Below are 21239 nucleotides of genomic sequence, written 5' to 3'. Positions count from 1 at the left end.
ACACTCATGCAACCGGCAAATCTGCTTCTTTTCACGCTGGCATTCGCTGCGATCGCCTACTGGCTGGGGTATACCCGTTCGCGCACGCTGGCCATGCCGCTGGGCGGGATTCGACACCTCAAGTCACTTCCGTTCTACTATGGCGCCCGCGCTGCACTCTGGTGCGGCATTCCCGCTCTGATCATTCTGGCGCTCTGGGTCGGCTTTCAGGGCAAGGTGATTCAGACACTGGTCGTCGGCTCGTTGCCACAGGAGATAATCCCGGACAGTGCCGGCCAGGCCAGTCTGTTGCTGAGTCAGATCAGCAACGTCGCCAGTGGTGCCCTGCCGCGCAACTTTGCCGAACCCGCCATCGTCGAGGCCGCAGACCGCCTGGTACAGCTGCGTGAGCAGAGCCGGCTGTACATGAGCCTGCTGGTGGTTGCCGTTGCAGTACTGGCCGGTTTTCTGGCTTGGCTGCGTATCCATCCGCGGCTTAACGCTCGAGTGCAGGTCGAGATCATTCTGAAATGGCTCTTCTTCACCTGCGCGGGTATGGCCATTCTGACCACCATTGGCATCATCTTCTCGGTCGCCTTTGAAACACTGCGCTTTTTCCAGCAGGTTTCATTTGTCGATTTCATTTTCGGCTCTCATTGGAGCCCACAAACCGCCTTGCGTGCAGATCAGGTAGCAGCTCAAGGGGCGTTCGGCATGATCCCCCTGTTCACCGGTACGCTGCTGATTTCAGGCATCGCCATGCTGGTTGCGGTACCCGTTGGGCTGATGTCAGCCATCTATCTGTCGGAATATGCCAACCCGAAAGTGCGCGGCGTGGTCAAACCGTTGCTGGAGATGCTGGCCGGTATCCCGACCGTGGTATACGGCTTTTTTGCCGCCCTGACCGTAGCACCGTTCATCAGCGATCTGGCTGCCTCCTTTGGCATTGAAGCCTCATCACAGAGTGCACTGGCCGCCGGGGCCGTCATGGGGATCATGATCATTCCGTTCGTTTCATCCCTGTCCGACGATGTGATCAACGCCGTACCACAGTCGCTGCGTGACGGTTCGCTGGCACTGGGGGCGACTCAGTCCGAAACAATGAAAAAGGTGGTATTTCCGGCGGCGCTTCCCGGCATTATGGGTGGCATTCTGCTGGCCGTTTCCCGCGCCATCGGTGAAACCATGATTGTGGTGATGGCGGCAGGCCTTGCGGCCAATCTGACCGCCAATCCGCTGGAAACCGTGACCACCGTGACCGTACAGATCGTCACTCTGCTCACCGGAGACCAGGAGTTCGACAGCGCCAAGACGCTGGCGGCTTTCGCGCTGGGTGCCATGTTGTTCCTGGTAACACTGGTCCTCAACATCATCGCCCTGCATATTGTGCGCAAGTATCGAGAACAGTATGACTAAGCAACTTACACAGGCGGAAATCGTCCGCAAGTCATTGAAAAAACGCTACCGCAAGGAAAAGCGCTTTCGTGCCTACGGCATTCTTGCGATCGCCATCGCCCTGTCGGCCCTGCTGATCCTGTTTACCGATATCATCGGCAAGGGGTACAGCGGCTTCATGAAGACCAGCCTGAATCTGGAAGTCGTGCTGGATGGCGAGGTGATGTACCTGGATGATCCGACCGATCCACGCCAGGTAAAAATGGCCGACTTCGTCGAGCCGCTGGTTCAGGCCCTGATGCGTGAAATTCCGGACGCAACCGACGCCAACCGTGAAGCGGTGCGCAAGCTGATCAACCCCTATGCATCGGCAGAGTTGCGTGATGCTCTCAAGGAAAATCCCGACTGGCTGAACACCACCCGGACGATGAGCTTCCTGGCCCACAGCGACGTGGATGTGTATTCCAAGCATGCCGGTGACAAGGCCTACTCCATCAAACTCTCGCAACAACAGCGGGAGTGGGTCGACATGCTGAAGGCCAAGGGCGTGATCGAAACCTCGTTCAACGATGTCTTCTTCAAGGGGGGCGATTCTCGCGACCCGGCCAAGGCAGGCATCATGGGTGCGGTGATTGGCTCCCTGTTGACCATGTTCGTCACCCTGGTGCTGTCGTTCCCGATCGGCGTGGCCGCGGCCATCTATCTGGAAGAGTTCGCCCCCAAAAACCGTCTGACCGATTTTATTGAGGTCAACATCAATAACCTGGCGGCAGTGCCGTCGATCATCTTTGGTCTGCTGGGTCTGGCTGTATTCATCAACCTGTTCGGTATGCCCCGCTCGGTGCCGGTGGTGGGCGGTATGGTGCTGACTCTGATGACACTGCCCACCATCATCATCTCCAGCCGGGCCGCGATCAAGAGCGTACCGCCCTCGATCCGCGAAGCGGCGGAAGGGATCGGCGCCTCGAAAATGCAGGTGGTGTTGCACCATGTGCTGCCGCTGGCGATGCCGGGTATGCTGACCGGCTCCATTATCGGTATGGCACAGGCGCTGGGTGAGACCGCCCCGCTGCTGCTGATCGGCATGGTCGCCTTCATTGTCGACGTACCCGGTGGTTTCTTCGACTCGGCCACCGTATTGCCGGTGCAGGTCTTCCTGTGGGCAGGCAGCCCCGAACTGGCCTTTATTGAACGTGCCTCAGCCGCCATCATGGTACTGCTGAGCTTTCTGATCGGAATGAATGCATTGGCCATCTGGCTGCGCAAGCGTCTTGAGCGCCGTTGGTAAGGAGAACAGATATGAACATGACCGCAACTCTGAGTGATAACGCAGCCATGACCAAGACTACAGCCACGGCCACCGAGTCCACTGCCATCGAGAGCAGCTCGGATGCCGGTATCGAAGAGGGCAAGACCGTTGGCAAGCCCTACGCTGCCAAAGAACCCAAGTTCAAGCTGCGTGACGTGGAGGTATTCTACGGCGAAGACCGGGCGATCAAGAACGTAAGCCTGGATATCGGCAAGAATGAAGTAATTGCCTTTATCGGCCCGTCCGGCTGTGGCAAATCCACCTTCCTGCGCTGTCTGAACCGGATGAATGACAGCATCGACATCTGCAAGGTAAAGGGCAGCCTGCAGCTGGATGATCAGGACATCTACGATCCGCGTCAGGACGTGGTTGAGCTGCGTGCCCGTGTCGGCATGGTGTTCCAGAAACCCAACCCCTTCCCCAAGTCGATCTATGACAACGTGGCTTATGGCCCGCGTATTCATGGTCTTGCCAACCGCAAGTCGGATCTGGACGAAATCGTCGAGAACAGCCTGCGCAAGGCGGGCCTGTGGGACGAGGTGAAGGACCGTCTGGACTCCACCGCCACCGGCATGTCCGGCGGTCAGCAGCAACGCCTGTGCATCGCCCGTACCATTGCGGTCAACCCGGAAGTCGTACTGATGGATGAGCCCTGCTCGGCACTGGACCCGATCGCCACGGCGAAGGTGGAAGAGCTGATATCGGAGCTGTCCGAAAGCTACACCATCGTGATCGTGACCCACTCCATGCAGCAGGCATCACGTGTTTCTGACCGTACGGCTTACTTCCATCTTGGCCATCTGGTCGAGGTCAACGATACTGTCAAGGTGTTCACCGCACCGGAGCATCACATGACCGAAGCCTATATCACCGGTCGTTTCGGCTGATCCGGCGGTGCCGCTCAGTGTACAGCCTGGCTGCCTATCGCCAGTGCTGTACAATCAGCCACTGACTTGACCCAGCCAGGATTCAGACATTGAAGCACACCGGACTCTTACTGTTGTTGGGCCTGCTGTTGCTGGCGACAGGAGCCCGCGCGGACGTGAGCGATACGGCCACCGAGTTGCAGCCTTACCAGCGTGTTGCCGGCATTTCCGGCAACCTGTCCAGTATTGGCTCCGACACCATGGCCAGCCTGATGCTGCTCTGGTCGCAGGAATTCAACCGTCTGTACCCCAATGTGAATATCCAGCTGCAGGCGCCGGGCTCGTCAACGGCTCCGGTGGCTCTGATCGAGGGGACCGCCAGCCTGGCCCCCATGAGCCGCCCCATGCTGGAGCGAGAGTTGCGGGCATTTGAGCGCCGACATGGTTACCCTCCTACCGCGATTACCGTGGCGGTGGACGCACTGGCGATTTTCGTGCACCGCGACAATCCGGTGGCAGGGCTGAACCTGCAGCAGCTGGATGCGATCTTTTCAGCCACCCGCCGCTGCAACGGGGAGCTCCGGATTGATCGCTGGCAGCAGCTGGGTGTGGAGGGACAGCTCGCAGCCCAGCCACTGCTGTTGTACGGCCGCAATGCCATGTCCGGTACCTATGGCTTCTTCCGTGAGCAGGCGTTGTGCCGCGGTGACTTCCACAGCCGAGTCAACGAACAGCCGGGGTCGGCCTCGGTGGTTCAGTCAGTGGCAACGGCACTGAACGCGATCGGCTATTCCAGCATCAACTATCGCAACGCCTCCGTGCGCGTGCTGCCACTGGCGCGGCTGGGCAGCAATTATATCGCACCCGAGCCTGACACCTTTATCGATGGCCGCTATCCGCTGGCGCGGCCGTTGCACATATACATCAACCGGCCACCGGGGCAGCCACTGTCCCCACTGGTGCGCGAATTTCTCCATCTGGTACTGTCACGGGAAGGTCAGGAAATGGTATTGAAAGAGGGTTATACGCCACTTCCCGCCCGCGCAATCGCTCGTCAGCTGAGGATGATCTCCGATGTCGACTAGTCCCCTGCCGCCGCCACCGGATTTGCAGCTGTCCACACCATTGCGCAAGCGCTGGCTGCAGCTGCGTCGCTACAAGGATCGACTGGCCACGCTGTTCATCATGCTCGGCGGGCTGGGCGTGATCCTGTCAGTATTGATGATCCTGTTCTATCTGTTGTATCAGGTGGTCCCTCTGCTGACATCTGCCCGTATCGTCCCGCTTGAACAGCAGATCGACCAGCCCTTGCCGGGGCAGAGCCTGTTTATGGCTCTGGACGCCGAAGGTCAGGTCGGCGTACGGCTCACGCGAGAGGGTACACTGCAGTTTTTCCAGTCCTCCAGCGGCACGCTCCTGCAGCAGCAGAGTCTTGACCTGCCCGACAACAGCCACATTACCGATCTGGCCGATGCCGGTGACGGCTTGATGGTGCTGGCACTGAGTGACGGACGTGTGTTGCCGGTGCAGCGACAGTACACAGGCGCGGACAATCTTCAGCCGGTTTTGCACTACCCACTGGGTACCGAACCCCTGAGCCTGCACTCGGCACCCGCCGGCCCGCTGGCGGCGGTCGTTAGCCGGAAACAGTTGCTGTTGATCAGCTTCCATGCCGGCCAGCTGCACCAGTTCCGCTTTGACCTGAGCCAACCCGAGTCTGCTCCTCTGCAGTCGGTCAGTCTGCCTACGCCGGGCTTTGAACCACGCAAACTGCTGTTGATGCCGCAACAGTCCCGGCTGCTGGCACTGGGCCCCGAGGGCCGTATCGGCGTGATCCCCCTGCACGGGGCGGGACAAACCTACGAGGTGATCCGCGCCAGTCGAGAGGAGATCACACTGTTCGAGTTGTTGCCGGGACGGCGCAGCCTGATGCTGGGTGACCGCTCGGGCGCACTGTCACAGTGGTTTTTCGTGCCGGATGAATATAACACCCCGAAACTGCAACAGATTCGTCAGTATGACCCCCTGTCCTCGGCACCCCTGCTGTTGGCCGGCCGGGATCAGGACAACAGCTTTGTTACGCTGGAGCACAACGGCACGCTGAGCCTGTACAACCTGACCTCCAGCCGCGTACTGCTGCGCTCCAACCTGCTGGGCGGCAAGCCCAATACCCTGGCCTTGTCACCACACAACGGGCAACTGCTGCTTGAGCACGACCATCGGGTCAGCAGCTGGCAGCTACAGGCACCCCACGCCGAAATCACGCTGAGCAGCCTGTGGGGCAAAATCTGGCACGAAGACTATGATGAGCCGGGCTACATCTGGCAGTCATCCACCAATGGCACTGACTCGGCCGCCAAATACAGCTTGGTGCCGCTGGTATTCGGTACGCTCAAGGCCGCACTCTATGCCATGCTGATGGCGACCCCCATGGCGATCTGCGGCGCCATCTATACCGCCTACTTCATGGCGCCGGCCCTGCGCCGCAAAATCAAGCCGATGATCGAAATGATGGCCGCCGTTCCTTCTGTGGTCTTGGGTTTTCTCGCCGGTCTCTGGCTGGCGCCGTTCATGCAGGCTCATCTGACCGCCATCCTGTTACTGGTCCTTCTGCTGCCGATCAGCATTCTGCTGTTCGCCTTCGGCTGGGAAAAAATGCCGCAGCGCATCCGTTTCCTGTTACCTGAAGGCTGGGACGTGATCCTGCTGCTGGGGGTGATCCCGCTGGTGGCCTGGCTGGCTTTCCCACTGGCAGCGCCCATTGAGGCATGGCTTTTTGATGGTCAGCTGGTACTCTGGCTCGGCAACCAGGTGGGTATCAGTTATGACCAACGCAACGCACTGATCGTCGGTATTGCAATGGGGTTTGCCATTATTCCCACCCTGTTTTCCCTCACCGAAGATGCCATTCATGCCGTACCACGCCACCTCAGCAACGGTGCTCTCGCACTGGGGGCCACCCCTTGGCAGGCACTGACCTGGATGATCCTGCCCGCTGCCAGCGCCGGTATTTTTTCGGCCCTGATGATCGGCTTCGGTCGTGCCATCGGTGAAACCATGATCGTTCTGATGGTCACCGGCAACACCCCGATCATGGAGATGAACATCTTCGAGGGGATGCGAACACTGGCCGCCAATATCGCCATCGAGATGCCTGAGTCCAGCGTCGGCAGCAGCCATTACCGCGTCCTGTTCCTGACTGCGCTGCTGCTGTTCCTGTTCACACTGGTCGTCAACACCATCGCCGAATTGATCCGTCAGCAGCTGCGGAGGAAATACCGTGCGCTCTGATAACCGGTTGATGCGATGGTTTCATACCGATACCCCCTGGGTTTGGCTCAATGCCGGTGCCGTTGCACTGTGCCTGCTCACCCTGCTGGGTATTCTGCTGCTGATCAGTGTTCAGGGGCTGGCTCACTTCTGGCCCAAAGACCTGCTGCAGGCACAGGTGACGGCCGACAGCCAGAGTCGGCGCGTCATTGGCGCAGTCATCCGCCATGAGCAGGTGCCCGTACGTCAGCTGCAGGAAGCCGGCATTTCACTCGTTACTGATCAGACCGAAGTGCAGCGCACCCTGATCCGCAACGGTAACCGGGAGTTCAGCGACAGCGACTACTTTTGGGTACTGGAGAGCGCCCTGTCAGAGCGGCACTATCCCGGTCATCTGGCCGTATTCGAGCGCGCTCGTTGGGGCCAGCTGTATGGCTATCTGCGTGGATTGAGCGAGAACGGCACCCTGCTGCATCAGGGCCCGGACATTGACCAGGAAGCGCTGTGGCATGAATTCGAGCAGCGCCGGCAGCGTACCGAGGCACTGCAGCAGGAAATTGATCGCATCGAAAGCAACATGCTGGGGCAGATCAACCGCACGCTGGAACAGTTGCGTCTGGAGCAGCGCCGACTTGAACTGCTCGGCCCGCTGCAGGCACCTCAACTGGAAGTTCTGGCCCGCAAACGTACCGACTTGGAGCAGGACTATCATCTGCTGCAGAAACGGCTGACCCGCCTGCAGCAGCAGGTCACCCGTGACCACTTCCACGTTGAAGTGGCTGATGGGCGGGTGCTGGAATTCGCCGTGGCGGACGTCATTCGCGCCTACCGCCCGAACGACATGAGCCTTGTCGACAGGCTGGAACACTTTGGCATCAAGCTGTGGGAGTTTCTGTCCGACTCGCCACGCGAGGGCAATACCGAGGGCGGCGTTTTCCCTGCCCTGTTCGGCACCGTTCTGATGGTGTTGCTGATGTCACTGCTGGTCACACCGTTCGGCGTGCTGGCTGCCGTGTACCTGCACGAATACGCCTATCAGGGGCGACTCACCCGACTCATCCGTATTGCGGTCAACAATCTGGCCGGGGTACCCTCCATCGTATACGGCATTTTCGGGCTCGGCTTTTTCGTCTACTTTCTGGGGGGCAGTATCGATGCGCTGTTTTTCCCGGAAGCCCTGCCAGCACCGACCTTCGGCACTGGCGGCCTGCTATGGGCATCGGCCACCCTGGCCCTGCTGACACTGCCGGTGGTGATCGTGGCCACCGAAGAGGGATTGCGCACTATTCCAGCCAGCCTGCGCGAAGGCGCCCTGGCGCTGGGTGCAACCCGGGCGGAAACCCTGTGGAGAGTGGTGCTGCCCATGGCCAGCCCGGCAATGATGACCGGAGTGATTCTGGCGATCGCCCGTGCCGCTGGTGAAGTCGCACCACTGATGCTGGTGGGCGTGGTCAAGCTGGTCCCCCAGCTGCCCGTGGACGGACACTTCCCCTATCTGCACCTGGATCAGAAATTCATGCACCTTGGCTTCCACATCTATGATGTCGGCTTCCACAGCGCCAACACCGAAGCTGCTCAGCCACTGGTCTATGCTACCGCCTTGCTGTTGTTGCTGGTGATCCTGCTGCTGAACCTGTCAGCAATCCTGATGCGCAACCATCTGCGGGCCCGATTCAGAACACTGGAACCGGAACTCTAGCGTGCAACCTTCACCAACGGAGCTATGTCTTGATACGCCTGGACACACAGATATCGGTCGACCCGGCCGCCACCAGCCCTGAATCTGACTTCCCGGACACCCGGCTGCAGGTGCGTGACCTGAGCCTCAGCTATGGCGGCAGCCGGGCATTGAGCAATATAAACCTGGACCTGCCCGGCAACCGCGTAACCGCCTTTATCGGGCCTTCCGGCTGTGGCAAGTCGACTCTGCTGCGCTGTTTCAACCGCATGAGTGAGCTGGCAGCCGACTGTAATATTTCTGGAACAATTCTGCTGGATAATGAAGATATTTACGCTCGATCCGTGAATGTGGCCGAGCTGAGGCGCCGCGTGGGCATGGTGTTCCAGAAACCCAATCCGTTTCCGGCCTCGGTGTACGAGAATGTCAGCTTCGGCCTCAAGATTCAGGGCATCCGCAAAAAGCGGGTGGTGGACGAGACCGTTGAATGGGCGCTGCGTTCGGCAGCACTTTGGGACGAGGTCAAGGACCGGCTGCACGAGAGTGCATTGGGGCTGTCCGGGGGACAACAACAGCGACTGGTGATCGCACGCACCATCGCCATTCGCCCCGAGGTTCTGCTGCTGGATGAACCGGCCTCGGCACTGGATCCGATCTCGACGCTGAAAATCGAGGAGCTGATCCACGAGCTGAAGCGGGATTTCACCATTCTGATCGTCACGCACAACATGCAGCAGGCCGCCCGTGTATCGGATTACACCGCGTTTCTGCATCAGGGCCGTCTGATCGAGTTCGGCGATACCGAGCGACTGTTTACTCGGCCGACACGACGCCAGACGGAAGATTACATCACCGGACGCTACGGCTAGACCTGCGCCCGAAACGGAGACACACACTGTGGAACTGGAAAAAGACAGCTATTCGACCCACATCTCCCAGCAGTTCAACGAAGAGCTGGAGACCATCCGTACTCAGATGTTGACCATGGGCGGCATGGTGGAGCAGCAGGTCAGCGATGCCATCGAGGCACTGCTGACCGCGGACGTGGATCGTGCCGAAGCTTCACGCAAGGTCGACCAGCAGACCAACGCCATGGAACTGATGATCGACGACCTGTGTACCACCACCATTGCGCGACGCCAGCCCGCTGCCAGCGATCTGCGTCTGATCGTATCGATCAGCCGTGCGGTATCGGATCTGGAGCGGATCGGTGACGAAGCTACCCGCATCTGCGGTCAGGCGATCGAGCAAGCCCAGAGCGGCGCGTCCCAGCGCGGCCATCAGGAAGTCCGCCATATCGGCAGCCTGGTGCGTGACATGGTCCGCAATGTCCTCACCGCCTTTGCCCGCAACGATATCGAGATGGCCTATCAGGTTGCCAAACAGGACAAGGAGGTGGACCGCGAATACCGCACCGCCATGCGCTCGCTGGTCACCTACATGATGGAAGATCCGCGTGCGATCTCTTCGGTACTGAGCGTCATCTGGGCCCTGCGCAGCCTGGAGCGGATCGGTGACCATGCCCGCAACCTGGCAGAACACCTGATCTATCAGGTCAGTGGCACCGATGTGCGCCACCGCAGCCTGAAACAGATCCGTCAAACGGTGGAAGACGAAGCCGACACCCTGCTGGGCGACGACAACAGCACCGAAGAATAAACCGCCATCGCTGCAGCCCACTTGGCGGGGTGAAAATGCTAGACTGGTGCCCGTCTCATTAACGGAAGCTCCCCAGGTGTCTGCACGCGATTCTCTGCTTCAACGCTCTCCCCACCGGCACTGGCTGCTTGCGGGCAGCAGCAGCTTTCGCGTGCCCGCCCAATGGCGCCCCTGGCTGTACGATGCCGGCTCCCTGAGTCGGCGTCTGCAGCGGGCCGCCGGCGGCGAGTTCGGTGTCCGGGTGCTGAGTGAGCGCTGGCAGTGTCCGACGCCAGATGAAGCCCGTGCACTGGGCATCAGCCATCGGCACCGTGCCCTGATCCGGGAAGTCGAACTGCTGGGCCGCGATGCCGAGCCCTGGGTCTTCGCCCGCACGGTGATTCCCGCCACCACACTGACCGGCGTCGAACGCCGCCTGCTGCGTCTGGGCTCGCGCTCGCTCGGTTCCTACCTGTTCCGTGACCCCAGTCTTGAGCGCGCCCCATTGCGTGCCTGTCGACTGCAAGGCCGCGGCGGTCAGCATTACTGGGCCCGCCGTTCCGTATTCCACCTGCACGGCAAACCCCTGCTGGTATGCGAAGTTTTTCTACCGGCCATGGAGCACGTACAATACCCGCTCTGACCGCTCAGGAGGGATCATGCAGGCAACCAAACCGTCACCGCAGCCATTGAAACAGCGGCTGCAGGCTTACATCCATTTGATGCGAGCCGACCGCCCCATCGGCACCTATCTGCTGCTCTGGCCCACGCTCTGGGCGCTTTGGATCGCGTCCGAAGGTTTGCCCCGTTGGGACCTGCTGCTGATCTTCTGTCTCGGCGTGTTTCTGACCCGCTCCGCCGGCTGCGTCATCAACGATTTTGCCGATCGCCATATCGACGGCCACGTCAAACGCACCGTCAACCGCCCGCTGCCCTCGGGCCGCGTCAGCGAACGGGAAGCGATCTACCTGTTCTGCGGCCTGATGCTGGTGTCCTTCCTGCTGGTACTGCTGACCAACGGCATGACCATCCTGATGTCCTTCGGTGGCCTTGCACTGGCGTTCATCTACCCCTTCATGAAGCGCTATACCCACCTGCCTCAGCTGGTGCTAGGGGCGGCCTTTGGCTGGGCGATCCCGATGGCCTTTACCGCCACTCAGGAAGCGCTGCCGCTGACCGCATGGCTGCTGTATCTGGCCAAACTGCTCTGGACCGTGGCCTATGATACGCAGTACGCCATGGTGGACCGTGACGATGACCTGAAAATCGGTGTCAAATCCACCGCGGTGCTGTTTGGTCGCCATGACCGACTCATCATCGCTCTGCTGCAGCTGGCCACGCTGGCGGTGCTGCTCTGGGTAGCTCGGATCGAGCAGTTGGGGCTCTGGTATATGCTGGGCCTTGCCGGTGCCGCCGCCCTGTTCGTCTACCAGCACTGGCTGATCCGCGCCCGCGAGCGGATGCCCTGCTTCCGTGCCTTTCTCAACAACCACTATGCCGAGCTGCTGGTGCTGCTCGGTCTGATTCTGGAATACGCGCTGCGCAGCTGATTCAGGACTGACAACGGCAATAAAATCTGCCAATGTCATATTTGTGTAACCAAAACGTCTTGTAATACCAGACTCTGATTAAATGTCTGTAAAAGAGGCAGAAACATGTCTGCGTCCAAACGCGTACTGATCGTTGATGACGAAGCGCCGATCCGCGAGATGATCGCGGTAGCACTGGAGATGGCAGGTTACGAATGTGACGAGGCCGACAGCGCCCAGTCCGCCCATGCCCGTATCGTCGATAACAAGCCCGATATGCTGCTGCTGGACTGGATGATGCCCGGTACCAGCGGCATTGAGTTCGCTCGCCGCCTGCGCAAGGATGAGGTCACCGCCGGTATTCCGATCATCATGTTGACCGCCAAGGCCGATGAGGACAACAAGATCCAGGGGCTGGAAGCCGGAGTGGACGACTACATCACCAAGCCGTTCTCGCCACGCGAGCTGGTAGCGCGCCTCAAGGCCGTACTGCGCCGTGCCACGCCCAAGGGGGTCGAGGAGCCGGTCACGGTGGACAACCTGACGCTGGATCCGGTTTCGCATCGCGTGACGGCGGATAACCGTCCGGTGGAGCTGGGACCGACCGAGTTCCGCCTGCTGCAGTTTTTCATGACCCACCCGGATCGGGCCTATACCCGCAGCCAGCTGCTGGACATGGTGTGGGGCGGCAACGTATATGTGGAAGAGCGTACCGTCGATGTGCATATCCGCCGCCTGCGCAAGGCCCTGGGTGAGCGTCACGACTACCTGGTCCAGACGGTGCGCGGCACCGGTTACCGTTTTTCGGCTCAGGTGGCGTGATCGAGATCGGTCACCGCCCAAACGGGAGCGCAATGGAGTGACTCCATGCACATAGCGCGGCACTCGCTGCTGATCAGTCTGCTGCTGAGCGCCGGTCTGGGCCTGGTTCTGGGTGCCGTGCTGGGCTACCCGCTGGCCGGCATCACCCTCGGCCTGATCGTGTTCACCTTCATCCAGATACGCCGCTTCAATGTGCTGCGCGAATGGCTGATGGGCGACACGACCCAGGAACCACCCGAGCTGCCCGGCGCCTGGGGCGAGATCCTGGACGCACTGGCTCGGATGCAGAAGCGCACTCAGGCCCGTGAAGCATCGCTGCGCAGCATCATCTCGCGCTTCCAGCAATCCTCCGCCGCACTGCCCGATGCGGTGATCATCATTGACCGCAACAACAATCTTGAATGGTGGAATCTGGCTGCCGAGCGACTGCTGGGGCTGCGCCATGCGACCGACCGCGGCAAGCCGCTGCTCAATCTGCTGCGCGATCCGGTATTTGTGGACTACTACCGCAAGGGGCGCTATCAGGAGCCGCTGGAGCTGCCCTCGCCGCTGGGCGGCGATACCCGGCTGCAGTATCAGATCAGCCTGTTTGGCGCCGATGATCGCCTGCTGGTGGCACGTGACATCACCCGTCTGACCCAGCTGGAGCAGACCCGACAAAACTTCGTTGCCAACGCCTCACATGAGCTGCGCACGCCGCTGACCGTTATCCGCGGTTATCTTGAAACCTTTCTCGATCAGGACCTGCCCAAACCGCTGATGCGCGGCATGAGTCAGATGCAGCAGCAGGCACGGCGGATGGAAAATCTGGTGCAGGACCTGTTGCTGCTGTCACGGCTGGAAGCCACCTCGCGTCAGGCTACCGCCTTCAAGCCGGTGCTGATCCAGAGCCTGATCAGCCATATCCATGAAGATGCCGTCACCCTGTCGGCCGAGCGTGAGCACCAGTTCGAGCTGCAGATCGACCCGCAGCATGACCTGCTGGGTGTGCCGGCAGAGCTGCAGAGCGCACTGTCCAACCTGGTGTTCAACGCCGTTCGCTACACGCCCGACAAGGGCCGCATTCTGATTCGCTGGTGGGCCGATGCCAAGGGCGGACACTTCAGTGTGACCGACAGCGGGATCGGCATCGAGGCACGCCACATTCCCCACCTGACCGAACGCTTCTACCGTGTCGACGACAGCCGTTCATCCGCCAGCGGCGGCACCGGGCTGGGACTGGCCATCGTCAAGCATGTCCTGATGCGCCTGGGTGCCCGACTGGAGATCGAAAGCAAGCCCGGAAAGGGCAGCTGCTTCAGCTGCCATTTCCCCATTGAGCTGGTGGTGCCGCCCCGGGATTGAGCTCCCTGGCTTCGGCGGCATACTCTTCCACCCAGAAAATCGTTGCGCCCACAACGGCCGCCGGCATCAGAAACAGATTCAGCACCGGCACCAGCATACCCAGCTGAACCAGCCCGCCAAAGCCTATCGACGTTACTCGACGCGCCTTCATCAACTGCTTCATCTGTGGAAAGCTGACCCTGTTGTTGTCCATCGGGTAATCGCAGTACTGAATCGACATCATCCAGGCCCCGAACAGAAACCAGAGCAGTGGCGCAAGCAGATTCAGGCCCGGAATAAACGTAATCAACAGCAACAGCAGAAAACGCGGCAGATAATAGGCAAGTTTCTGCAGCTCCCGCTGCAGCGCCCGCGGAATCATTGCCAGCACCGCCCCCCAGCCCTCATCCACCAGCGGAGACCCTCGCAGCTGTTGTTCCACCTTTTCGGCCAGAAAGCCGTTAAAGGGCGCGGCGATCAAGTTGGCCACAATGGAGAAGCCGTAATAGACACCGACCATCACCACCAGTGCAAACAGGGGCCAGAACAGCCAGTAGAGAAAGCCGGCCCAGTCCGGCATGTATCCGAGTCCATATTCGACCCAATGGGTGAACTGCTTCGTCAGCAGCCAGATGGCGGCAATGAACAGCAGCAGGTTGATCAGCAGCGGTACCAGCACAAAACGCCGAATACCCGGTTGCGGCAACATTGCCGCTCCACGCAGCAGGTAGCTGCCACCACGTACGGGGTTTCCCTTCATCTTGCCTCCCGAGGATGATCACACAGAGTTTGCCAGACATGGCAGGATCACTTTACTCTTGGTATCAGTTAACGTTTGATGACGGCCGATTAAGCCAGCCGCACAATCCGGGGAGAGTACACATGAAAGCGATCCGTATCCATGCCTTTGGCGGGCCTGAAAATCTGCAGCTCGAGGAGCTGGAACAGCCACAACCGGGGCCGGGTGAGGTACTGATCCACAACCGCGCTGCCGGGGTCAATCCAATCGACTGGAAAACCTGTTCCGGTGGCGGTGCCAGCAGTTTCATCGACGCGCTGCCCTTTTGCCCCGGCTGGGAGTTCGCCGGCCGTGTTGAAGCCCTGGGTGACGGCGTCAACAACGTGCGTCAGGGTGATGAAGTAATGGGGTTTATCCGCTTTCCGCAGCCGGCCGGCTGCTATGCCGAGTATCTGATCGCCCCGGCTGATCAGGTCAGCCAACGCCCCAGCGCACTGGACCCAGTAACCGCCGCAGGCCTCGGGCTGGCCGGCCTGACCGCCTGGCAGGCACTGTTTGAAGCCGGCGATCTGAAAAGTGGTCAGTCAGTTCTGGTACTCGCGGCAGCGGGCGGTGTAGGCCATCTGGCGGTACAGCTGGCGAAGTGGAAAGGCGCCTATGTGATCGGTACCGCCTCCCATGGCAACAAGGCGTTTTTGCAAAGTCTGGGTTGTGATGACGTGATCGATTACCAACGCCAGCAGGTGGAAAACCTGATCCATGATGCTGACCTGATCATTGATGGCGTGGGCGGCGATACAGCGATTCGTGCACTCGATTGCCTGCAGCCCCATGGCAAAATGATCACCCTGCCCTCCGTCACGGCTGCCGAGGTGATCGCGGCCGGTGAGGCAAAGGGGCTGAAGGTGAGCGGCATTCGCGCCCGCCCTGATGCCGAGCAGCTGCATGAACTGGCAATGCTGGCGTCCAGCGGCAAGGTGATGCTGAACCTGACCGACAATCTGCCGTTGGATCAGGCGGCCGAGGCGCACCGTCTGAGCGCCACCGGCCATGTGCGCGGCAAGCTGGTGTTAACCATCTGACTCGGATGTCGGCAGGGATGCCGTCGTTTCATCTTCTGCCGGGCCACAGAACAGCTGCTGCTGACGCATCAGCAGGCGGCAGCCTTCACCCCGAATATTACGTTCCCAGCACTCATCCTTGGCCCAGGCCTTGTCATCCTCGGTCGGCTCTTCACGAAACCCCGGTACCGCTTCGCAGAAGCCCTCGCTGGGCTGTGCGGTTTCCAGACAGGCCCTGAGAAAGCGGCCATAGTTGACGGTGCAGTCAAACCCGGTACAGCCGTCAAAGTTGCTCAGACTGTGTTCCAGACAGCTCTGCTGATCATTCAGACGGCCGAATGCCAGCCCATCGTTGCGCCAGCTGGCTGCCGCCTCTGCACGTTCGGCGTTGAACTCGGCCAGCCACTCGGACTTCATCGATTGCCACCAGCTCGGGTTGACCTGCCACAAAAACAGAATGAACAGCAGTGGCAACAGGATCAGTGCCAGCAGAATTTTTTTCAACATTGAAACAGCTCCTGAGCGGTTAACGACGCCGGTACAGGCCAGCGATGCACAGCAGCAACCCCAGCACCGAAAGCAGCATGCCGCCGTTCACCAACAGTGGATGACGCGCGATATAGGGTACAAAGGCGTGCTGACGCTCGGTATCACAGCGCGCTTCGAGGTAATCCCAGGAACCGCCGCTGTCGAGGCAGGCCTCGGCCAGCGACAGGTCATACAGGTAGCCGCCCATCAGCAGCACGCCCGGCAACACCAGCAATAACAGACCAAGCTTGAGCATACTCAGTCGTCTTCGTCGCTGATGCCGATGTTGCTGACACCCTCATTGCGCGCCAGCTCACGCAACTCGCGTACAAATGCAGCGCTCGGCTGCTTTTGATTCTGCAGCCGTTCGATCACTTCGTCACGAAAGCCATCTTCGGCCTGCATCAGCTCATGGGTATTGATCAGCCTGACCAGATCCTCGTCAGACAGCTCGTCATCACTTTCGGTGACTTCGATAAAGGTCGCCACACTCTCGCGGGACAACTGCCCCACGTTGGCGGCCTCGGAACGGTCCTTTTCCAGCAGGCAGTTTATGGTGGCATTGAGTGCCACGATCGCATCCAGCGCCGGCAGGGCACCATACATGTCGTACTCATCCAGGTCCGGCATGTTGGCCTCAACCTGATCAAGCTGGACCTCAAAATTCACCTTGGCACCGGTGCCGGCCAGGCTGTCCCAGACACCATCCAGCAGCAGACGCATTCGAGCCGGGTCACCAAAGTTGACCAGCCGGGCAAAGAGGGCAAAGTTGGGGAACATGCGCTCCGTCAGAGCCGCAGAAAAGGCGGTCAACTGCCAGGGTTCAAACGTCTCCAGCTCGCGCTCCAGGTTCAGCATTTCGCTCATCGGTGTCTCCGCTTGGGATGAAGTAAAACCTATTGTACGGCACAGCCGGCTCAAGCTGTAGTCATCTGCATCGACGGTAATGTCATACCAGACTTTGCTGATATACTTTCACGCCGTCATCACAATAACAGAATCGAGAACTCAAATGAGCCAATCTCATCCCGTTGCAGCGCTGATGCGCTGGCTGGACTGCTTCAGCGAATGGACCGGGCGCACGGTTGCCTGGATGACCCTGCTGATGGTGCTGGGTACCTTCGTTGTCGTCATCCAGCGCTATGTGTTCAATCAGGGCAATACGGCGCTGCAGGAATCGATCATCTACATGCACAGTCTGGTGTTCCTGCTGGGGGCTGCCTATACCCTCAAACATGATGGCCATGTGCGTGTGGACATCATCTACCGCCCGCTGGGCGAAAAGGGCAAGGCCTGGGTCAACCTGTTCGGCACCCTGTTTCTGCTTATGCCGGTGTGCATTTTCATTTTCTGGATGTCCTGGGACTATGTGGCCGCGTCCTGGTCCATGAAGGAAGCCTCGCAGGAATCAGGCGGCCTGGCCTACCGCTATCTGCTCAAAACCGCGCTGCTTGTCATGCCCGCCATGATGATCCTGCAGGGGCTGGCAGAGCTGCTGCGCAGCCTGCTGGTGATCAGCGGCAACGCCCATCTGCCCGCTGCTGAAGAGGAGCACGCGCTGTGATCGAATATTTGCCCCTGTTGCTGTTTGTCGGCGCCATTTTCATTTTGCTGATGGGCTATTCCGTAGCATTTGCGCTGGCCGGCACCGGCCTGCTGTTTGCCGGCGTGGGAATTCTGACCGGCCACTTTGACGCCGTCTTCCTGCAGGCGGTGCCCAACCGCATTTTCGGCGTGATGTACAACGAGGTTTTGATTGCGGTGCCCCTGTTCGTATTCATGGGGGTCATGCTGGAGAAATCGAAGATTGCCGAAGAACTGCTGGATACCATGGCGGCGCTGTTCGGCTCCATGCGCGGCGGTCTTGGTATCTCGGTCACGCTGGTGGGGATGCTGCTGGCGGCCAGTACCGGTATCGTCGGTGCCACCGTTGTCACCATGGGGCTGCTGTCACTGCCGACCATGCTGCGCCGTGGTTACGATCCGGCCGTTGCCACCGGCACCATCTGCGCCTCGGGCACACTGGGCCAGATCATTCCGCCTTCAATCGTACTGGTACTGCTGGGGGATGTGATCTCGTCCGCCTATCAACAGTCGCAGATCGATCGGGGCATTTTCTCGCCGGATACCGTCACCGTGGGGGATCTGTTCCTTGGCGCGCTGATTCCGGGCCTGCTGCTGGTGATCGCCTATATCAGCTACATGGTGTTTGTAGCAATTACCCGCCCCAAGGCGGTGCCGGCCATTCCCGCTGAAGAATTGAGCCAGATCACCAACCTCTGGATGCGTGCGCTGAAGGCTCTGCTGCCGCCTGTGCTGCTGATCGGGCTGGTGCTCGGGTCCATTCTGGGCGGCTTTGCGACGCCCACAGAGGCGGCCTCGGTGGGTGCTGTGGGTTCCATTCTGCTGGCAATGATGCGAAGGGCGTTCAGCCTCAAGACGCTGCATGCAGTGATGCGCTCCACCACTCAGGTCAGTTCCATGGTGTTCATGATCCTGATCGGTGCATCGATTTTTTCGCTGGTGTTCCGCGGCTACGGCGGTGACGAGATGGTCAGCGACTTCCTCACCGACCTGCCCGGCGGCGTTGTCGGCGCCATGGCGGTGGTGATGCTGATCGTGTTCCTGCTCGGTTTCTTTCTCGACTTCATCGAGATCACTTTTGTGGTGGTGCCGATTGTGGCGCCGATTCTGCTGAGCATGGGGCTGGATCCGATCTGGCTGGGCGTCATGCTGGCGATCAACCTGCAGACCTCGTTCCTGACACCGCCGTTCGGCTTTGCCCTGTTCTATCTGCGCGGGGTGGCACCCGACAGCGTGTCCACCGGACAGATCTACAAGGGTGTGGTGCCGTTCATCATGATTCAGTTGCTGGTACTGGCGCTGATCGCCTGGCAAAGCGGGCTGGCCACATGGCTGCCCCACGCCGTTTACGGCTGACGCAGAGGGGCTGCTCAGAGGTCATCCAGCAACCCCTTGAGCCCGTTCAGCGTCGCACGACCGCGGGCCCGGTTCTGTTCCGGGCTCGCCTCCCCCAGCCCCTCACGTTCCAGATCTTCCTGCGGCAATTCATCGATGAATCGACTGGGTGTGCAGTCCATCCATTCGCCAAACTGCCGCCGCTGTTTTGCCAGCGTCATGGTGAGGGTTTTCTGCGCCCGGGTGATACCCACGTAGGCCAGCCGCCGTTCTTCCTCAATGGTATCCATTTCGATGCTGTTACGGTGCGGCAGCAGTTCCTCCTCCATGCCGAGCAGAAATACATGGGGGAACTCCAGACCCTTGGAGGCGTGCAGGGTCATCAGCTGTACCCGATCAGAATCGTCTTCTTCCTCCTGCCGGTTGAGCATGTCCAGCAACACCAGTCGGGCAATCGCATCCTCGATACCGGCGCCTTCGTCTTCTTCCTGCAGCCGCTCCAGCGTGGACTGCAGTGACTCGATCAGAAAATAGACATTCTGCATCCGCTTCTCGGCCACCACCTCGCTGGAGGCGTTTTGCCGGATCCAGCCGGGGTAGTCGATCTCGTCCATCAGTTCATGGATGGCGGCGATGGGGTCTCCATCACGGCAACGCTGATACAGCCGATCGATCAGATCGCAGAAGCGGCGCAGACGATCAACCGCCTGTGCGGGCAAGGCCTGCTCCAGTCCCAGCTCGCCACAGGCGTCGAACAGGCTGACTTCACGCCCGGAGGCGTACTCGCCCAGTCGGTGCAGTGTGCTGGGACCGATTTCACGCCGCGGCAGGTTAATGATGCGCAGGAAAGCGTTGTCATCATCGCGGTTGATCAACACCTTGAAGTAGCTCATCAAGTCCTTGATCTCGGCCCGGGCGAAGAAGGAAGTGCCGCCACTGAGCTTGTAAGGCACCTGATAGTGCTGCAGCTTCATCTCAATCAGACGTGCCTGATGGTTACCACGATAGAGCACGGCAAAATCCCGGAAGCCGATCCGTTCACGCAGATGACGGTCGAGGATTTCGGTGGCGATCCGCTCGGCCTCGGCATCATCGTTGCGGGTGTGGATCACCCGGATCGGGTCGCCGTAGCCCATTTCGCTCCACAGGGTTTTCTCGAACACATGCGGGTTGTTGGCGATCAGGGTATTGGCCGCTTTCAGAATGCGGCTGGTGGAGCGGTAGTTCTGCTCCAGCTTGACCACCTTGAGACTGGGAAAGTCGGTCTGCAGCTGGGCCAGGTTCTCCGGCCGGGCACCGCGCCAGGCGTAGATCGACTGGTCATCGTCGCCCACCACGGTAAGACCGCTGCGATGCCCCACCAGCAGGCGTACCAGACGGTACTGGGACAGGTTGGTGTCCTGATATTCATCCACCAGCAGGTACTGAATACGGCGCTGCCAGCGTTCCAGCACATCGGGATGGTTGCCGAACAGCTGCACCGGCAGCAGGATCAGGTCATCAAAGTCCACCGCATTATAGGCGCGCAGGTGGCGGTCATAGGCTTCGTAGGCACGGGCGGCCAGAATATCCTGTGGCAGCTGCGCCTCTGCCAGCGCCTGATCCGGCGTCAGCATGTCGTTTTTCCAGTTGGAGATTCGGTGCTGCACCTCATTGAGCTGGTCGGTATCCTCATCGTTCTGCAGCATCAAATCGCGCAGCAGCGCCTTGCTGTCCTGATCATCAAACAGCGAAAACCCGGACTTCAGCCCCAGATACTTGCGCTCACGACGGATGATCGACAGCCCCAGCGTATGGAAGGTGGAAACCGTGAGCCCGCGCCCCTCCTTCCCCTGCAGCAGCTGGCTCACCCTTTCCTTCATCTCGCGCGCCGCCTTGTTGGTAAAGGTGACGGCGGCTATGCGGCGCGCCTCAATACCGGCCTCCTGCACCATCCAGGCAATTTTCCGCGTGATCACACTGGTTTTGCCGGAGCCGGCACCGGCCAGCACCAGCAGGGGACCGCCGATGTAATGCACCGCCTCGCGCTGGCGTGGATTGAGTCTGCTCATGTCACCTCGAAAAAAATTAAACCCGGCTCGATACCGGCCGATATTTATCTGATACAACCGTTTGATGCAGTACTACATGCAGAAGGCAGGATCGCGTGCTTCTGGACATCACCAAAGCGTGATAACCTCGAA

The 21239-nt window shown here is 60.0% G+C and carries 20 protein-coding genes; 15 read left to right on the top strand and 5 right to left on the bottom strand.

Annotation, left to right across the window (positions count from 1 at the left end; genetic code table 11):
- The first annotated feature begins 6 nt into the window (after positions 1 to 6).
- The 12 genes from pstC to phoR all read left to right on the top strand — a co-directional run bounded on the left by pstC (position 7) and on the right by phoR (position 13830).
- Positions 7 to 1395: a phosphate ABC transporter permease subunit PstC gene (pstC, locus tag ABIE60_RS05260; protein ID WP_354468308.1), complete on the top strand. Its 1389-nt coding sequence runs from the start codon at positions 7 to 9 to the stop codon at positions 1393 to 1395.
- Positions 1388 to 2662 carry a phosphate ABC transporter permease PstA gene (gene pstA, locus ABIE60_RS05255; RefSeq protein ID WP_354468306.1) on the top strand — a complete coding sequence of 425 codons (1275 nt, stop codon included), beginning with the start codon at positions 1388 to 1390 and terminating at the stop codon, positions 2660 to 2662. The genes pstC and pstA (ABIE60_RS05255) overlap by 8 nt, the downstream gene beginning before the upstream one ends.
- A gap of 11 nt (positions 2663 to 2673) precedes the next feature.
- Complete coding sequence (gene pstB / locus ABIE60_RS05250) at positions 2674 to 3570, top strand: phosphate ABC transporter ATP-binding protein PstB (protein ID WP_502914942.1); 897 nt, start codon at positions 2674 to 2676, stop codon at positions 3568 to 3570.
- Between the two features lie 89 nt (positions 3571 to 3659).
- Positions 3660 to 4634: a PstS family phosphate ABC transporter substrate-binding protein gene (locus tag ABIE60_RS05245; protein WP_354468304.1), complete on the top strand. Its 975-nt coding sequence runs from the start codon at positions 3660 to 3662 to the stop codon at positions 4632 to 4634.
- Positions 4624 to 6840 (top strand): ABC transporter permease subunit, encoded by a 2217-nt coding sequence (locus ABIE60_RS05240; RefSeq protein WP_354468303.1) that lies wholly within the window; start codon positions 4624 to 4626, stop codon positions 6838 to 6840. Before ABIE60_RS05245 ends, ABIE60_RS05240 begins: the two co-directional genes overlap by 11 nt.
- Before the next feature lie 10 nt (positions 6841 to 6850).
- The gene (gene pstA, locus ABIE60_RS05235; protein ID WP_354468641.1) at positions 6851 to 8518 is read left to right on the top strand and encodes a phosphate ABC transporter permease PstA; all 1668 of its coding nucleotides are present in this window, start codon (positions 6851 to 6853) and stop codon (positions 8516 to 8518) included.
- Between the two features lie 50 nt (positions 8519 to 8568).
- A complete protein-coding gene (gene pstB, locus ABIE60_RS05230; RefSeq protein WP_354468640.1) occupies positions 8569 to 9366 on the top strand; it encodes a phosphate ABC transporter ATP-binding protein PstB in 798 nt (265 codons plus the stop codon).
- A gap of 28 nt (positions 9367 to 9394) precedes the next feature.
- The gene (gene phoU, locus ABIE60_RS05225) at positions 9395 to 10156 is read left to right on the top strand and encodes a phosphate signaling complex protein PhoU (protein ID WP_354468301.1); all 762 of its coding nucleotides are present in this window, start codon (positions 9395 to 9397) and stop codon (positions 10154 to 10156) included.
- A gap of 76 nt (positions 10157 to 10232) precedes the next feature.
- The gene (locus ABIE60_RS05220; RefSeq protein ID WP_354468300.1) at positions 10233 to 10778 is read left to right on the top strand and encodes a chorismate--pyruvate lyase family protein; all 546 of its coding nucleotides are present in this window, start codon (positions 10233 to 10235) and stop codon (positions 10776 to 10778) included.
- 16 nt (positions 10779 to 10794) lie between these two features.
- Complete coding sequence (gene ubiA / locus ABIE60_RS05215) at positions 10795 to 11685, top strand: 4-hydroxybenzoate octaprenyltransferase (protein WP_354468298.1); 891 nt, start codon at positions 10795 to 10797, stop codon at positions 11683 to 11685.
- A 105-nt stretch (positions 11686 to 11790) separates the two neighbouring features.
- On the top strand, positions 11791 to 12486 hold the full coding sequence (gene phoB / locus ABIE60_RS05210) for a phosphate regulon transcriptional regulator PhoB (RefSeq protein ID WP_354468297.1): 696 nt from the start codon (positions 11791 to 11793) through the stop codon (positions 12484 to 12486).
- 45 nt (positions 12487 to 12531) lie between these two features.
- Positions 12532 to 13830 carry a phosphate regulon sensor histidine kinase PhoR gene (phoR, locus tag ABIE60_RS05205; protein WP_354468296.1) on the top strand — a complete coding sequence of 433 codons (1299 nt, stop codon included), beginning with the start codon at positions 12532 to 12534 and terminating at the stop codon, positions 13828 to 13830.
- On the opposite strand, the gene cysZ is transcribed toward phoR, so the two are convergent.
- Positions 13784 to 14569 (bottom strand): sulfate transporter CysZ, encoded by a 786-nt coding sequence (gene cysZ / locus ABIE60_RS05200; protein ID WP_354468295.1) that lies wholly within the window; start codon positions 14567 to 14569, stop codon positions 13784 to 13786. The two genes, phoR and cysZ, sit on opposite strands and share 47 nt — an antisense overlap.
- A gap of 122 nt (positions 14570 to 14691) precedes the next feature.
- Here cysZ and ABIE60_RS05195 point away from each other — a divergent pair, with 122 nt between their 5' ends.
- Complete coding sequence (locus ABIE60_RS05195; protein WP_354468293.1) at positions 14692 to 15630, top strand: NADP-dependent oxidoreductase; 939 nt, start codon at positions 14692 to 14694, stop codon at positions 15628 to 15630.
- Here the strand turns inward: ABIE60_RS05195 and ABIE60_RS05190 are convergent.
- From ABIE60_RS05190 to ABIE60_RS05180, 3 genes are read right to left on the bottom strand one after another with little or no spacing between them, the layout of a single operon-like run.
- Positions 15619 to 16116 (bottom strand): hypothetical protein, encoded by a 498-nt coding sequence (locus ABIE60_RS05190; protein ID WP_354468292.1) that lies wholly within the window; start codon positions 16114 to 16116, stop codon positions 15619 to 15621. The two genes, ABIE60_RS05195 and ABIE60_RS05190, sit on opposite strands and share 12 nt — an antisense overlap.
- A 19-nt stretch (positions 16117 to 16135) precedes the next feature.
- Positions 16136 to 16393 carry a hypothetical protein gene (locus ABIE60_RS05185; RefSeq protein WP_354468290.1) on the bottom strand — a complete coding sequence of 86 codons (258 nt, stop codon included), beginning with the start codon at positions 16391 to 16393 and terminating at the stop codon, positions 16136 to 16138.
- Positions 16394 to 16395: 2 nt separating this feature from the next.
- Positions 16396 to 17004, bottom strand: a complete 609-nt coding sequence (locus ABIE60_RS05180; protein ID WP_354468289.1) for a YjaG family protein — start codon at positions 17002 to 17004, stop codon at positions 16396 to 16398.
- Between the two features lie 145 nt (positions 17005 to 17149).
- Between ABIE60_RS05180 and ABIE60_RS05175 the strand changes: the two genes are divergently transcribed.
- Positions 17150 to 17701, top strand: a complete 552-nt coding sequence (locus ABIE60_RS05175; protein ID WP_354468287.1) for a TRAP transporter small permease subunit — start codon at positions 17150 to 17152, stop codon at positions 17699 to 17701.
- Positions 17698 to 19077, top strand: a complete 1380-nt coding sequence (locus ABIE60_RS05170) for a TRAP transporter large permease (RefSeq protein ID WP_354468285.1) — start codon at positions 17698 to 17700, stop codon at positions 19075 to 19077. The genes ABIE60_RS05175 and ABIE60_RS05170 overlap by 4 nt, the downstream gene beginning before the upstream one ends.
- Before the next feature lie 14 nt (positions 19078 to 19091).
- Here the strand turns inward: ABIE60_RS05170 and rep are convergent, their stop codons facing one another.
- Positions 19092 to 21107, bottom strand: a complete 2016-nt coding sequence (gene rep, locus ABIE60_RS05165; RefSeq protein ID WP_354468283.1) for a DNA helicase Rep — start codon at positions 21105 to 21107, stop codon at positions 19092 to 19094.
- Between the last annotated feature and the right edge of the window lie 132 nt (positions 21108 to 21239).

It is taken from the genome of Marinobacterium sp. MBR-109, from assembly GCF_040547565.1.
Lineage (GTDB): Bacteria > Pseudomonadota > Gammaproteobacteria > Pseudomonadales > Balneatricaceae > Marinobacterium.
The sequence above is the reverse complement of the archived record's forward strand: the minus strand, read 5'-3'. Positions and strand labels throughout refer to the sequence as shown.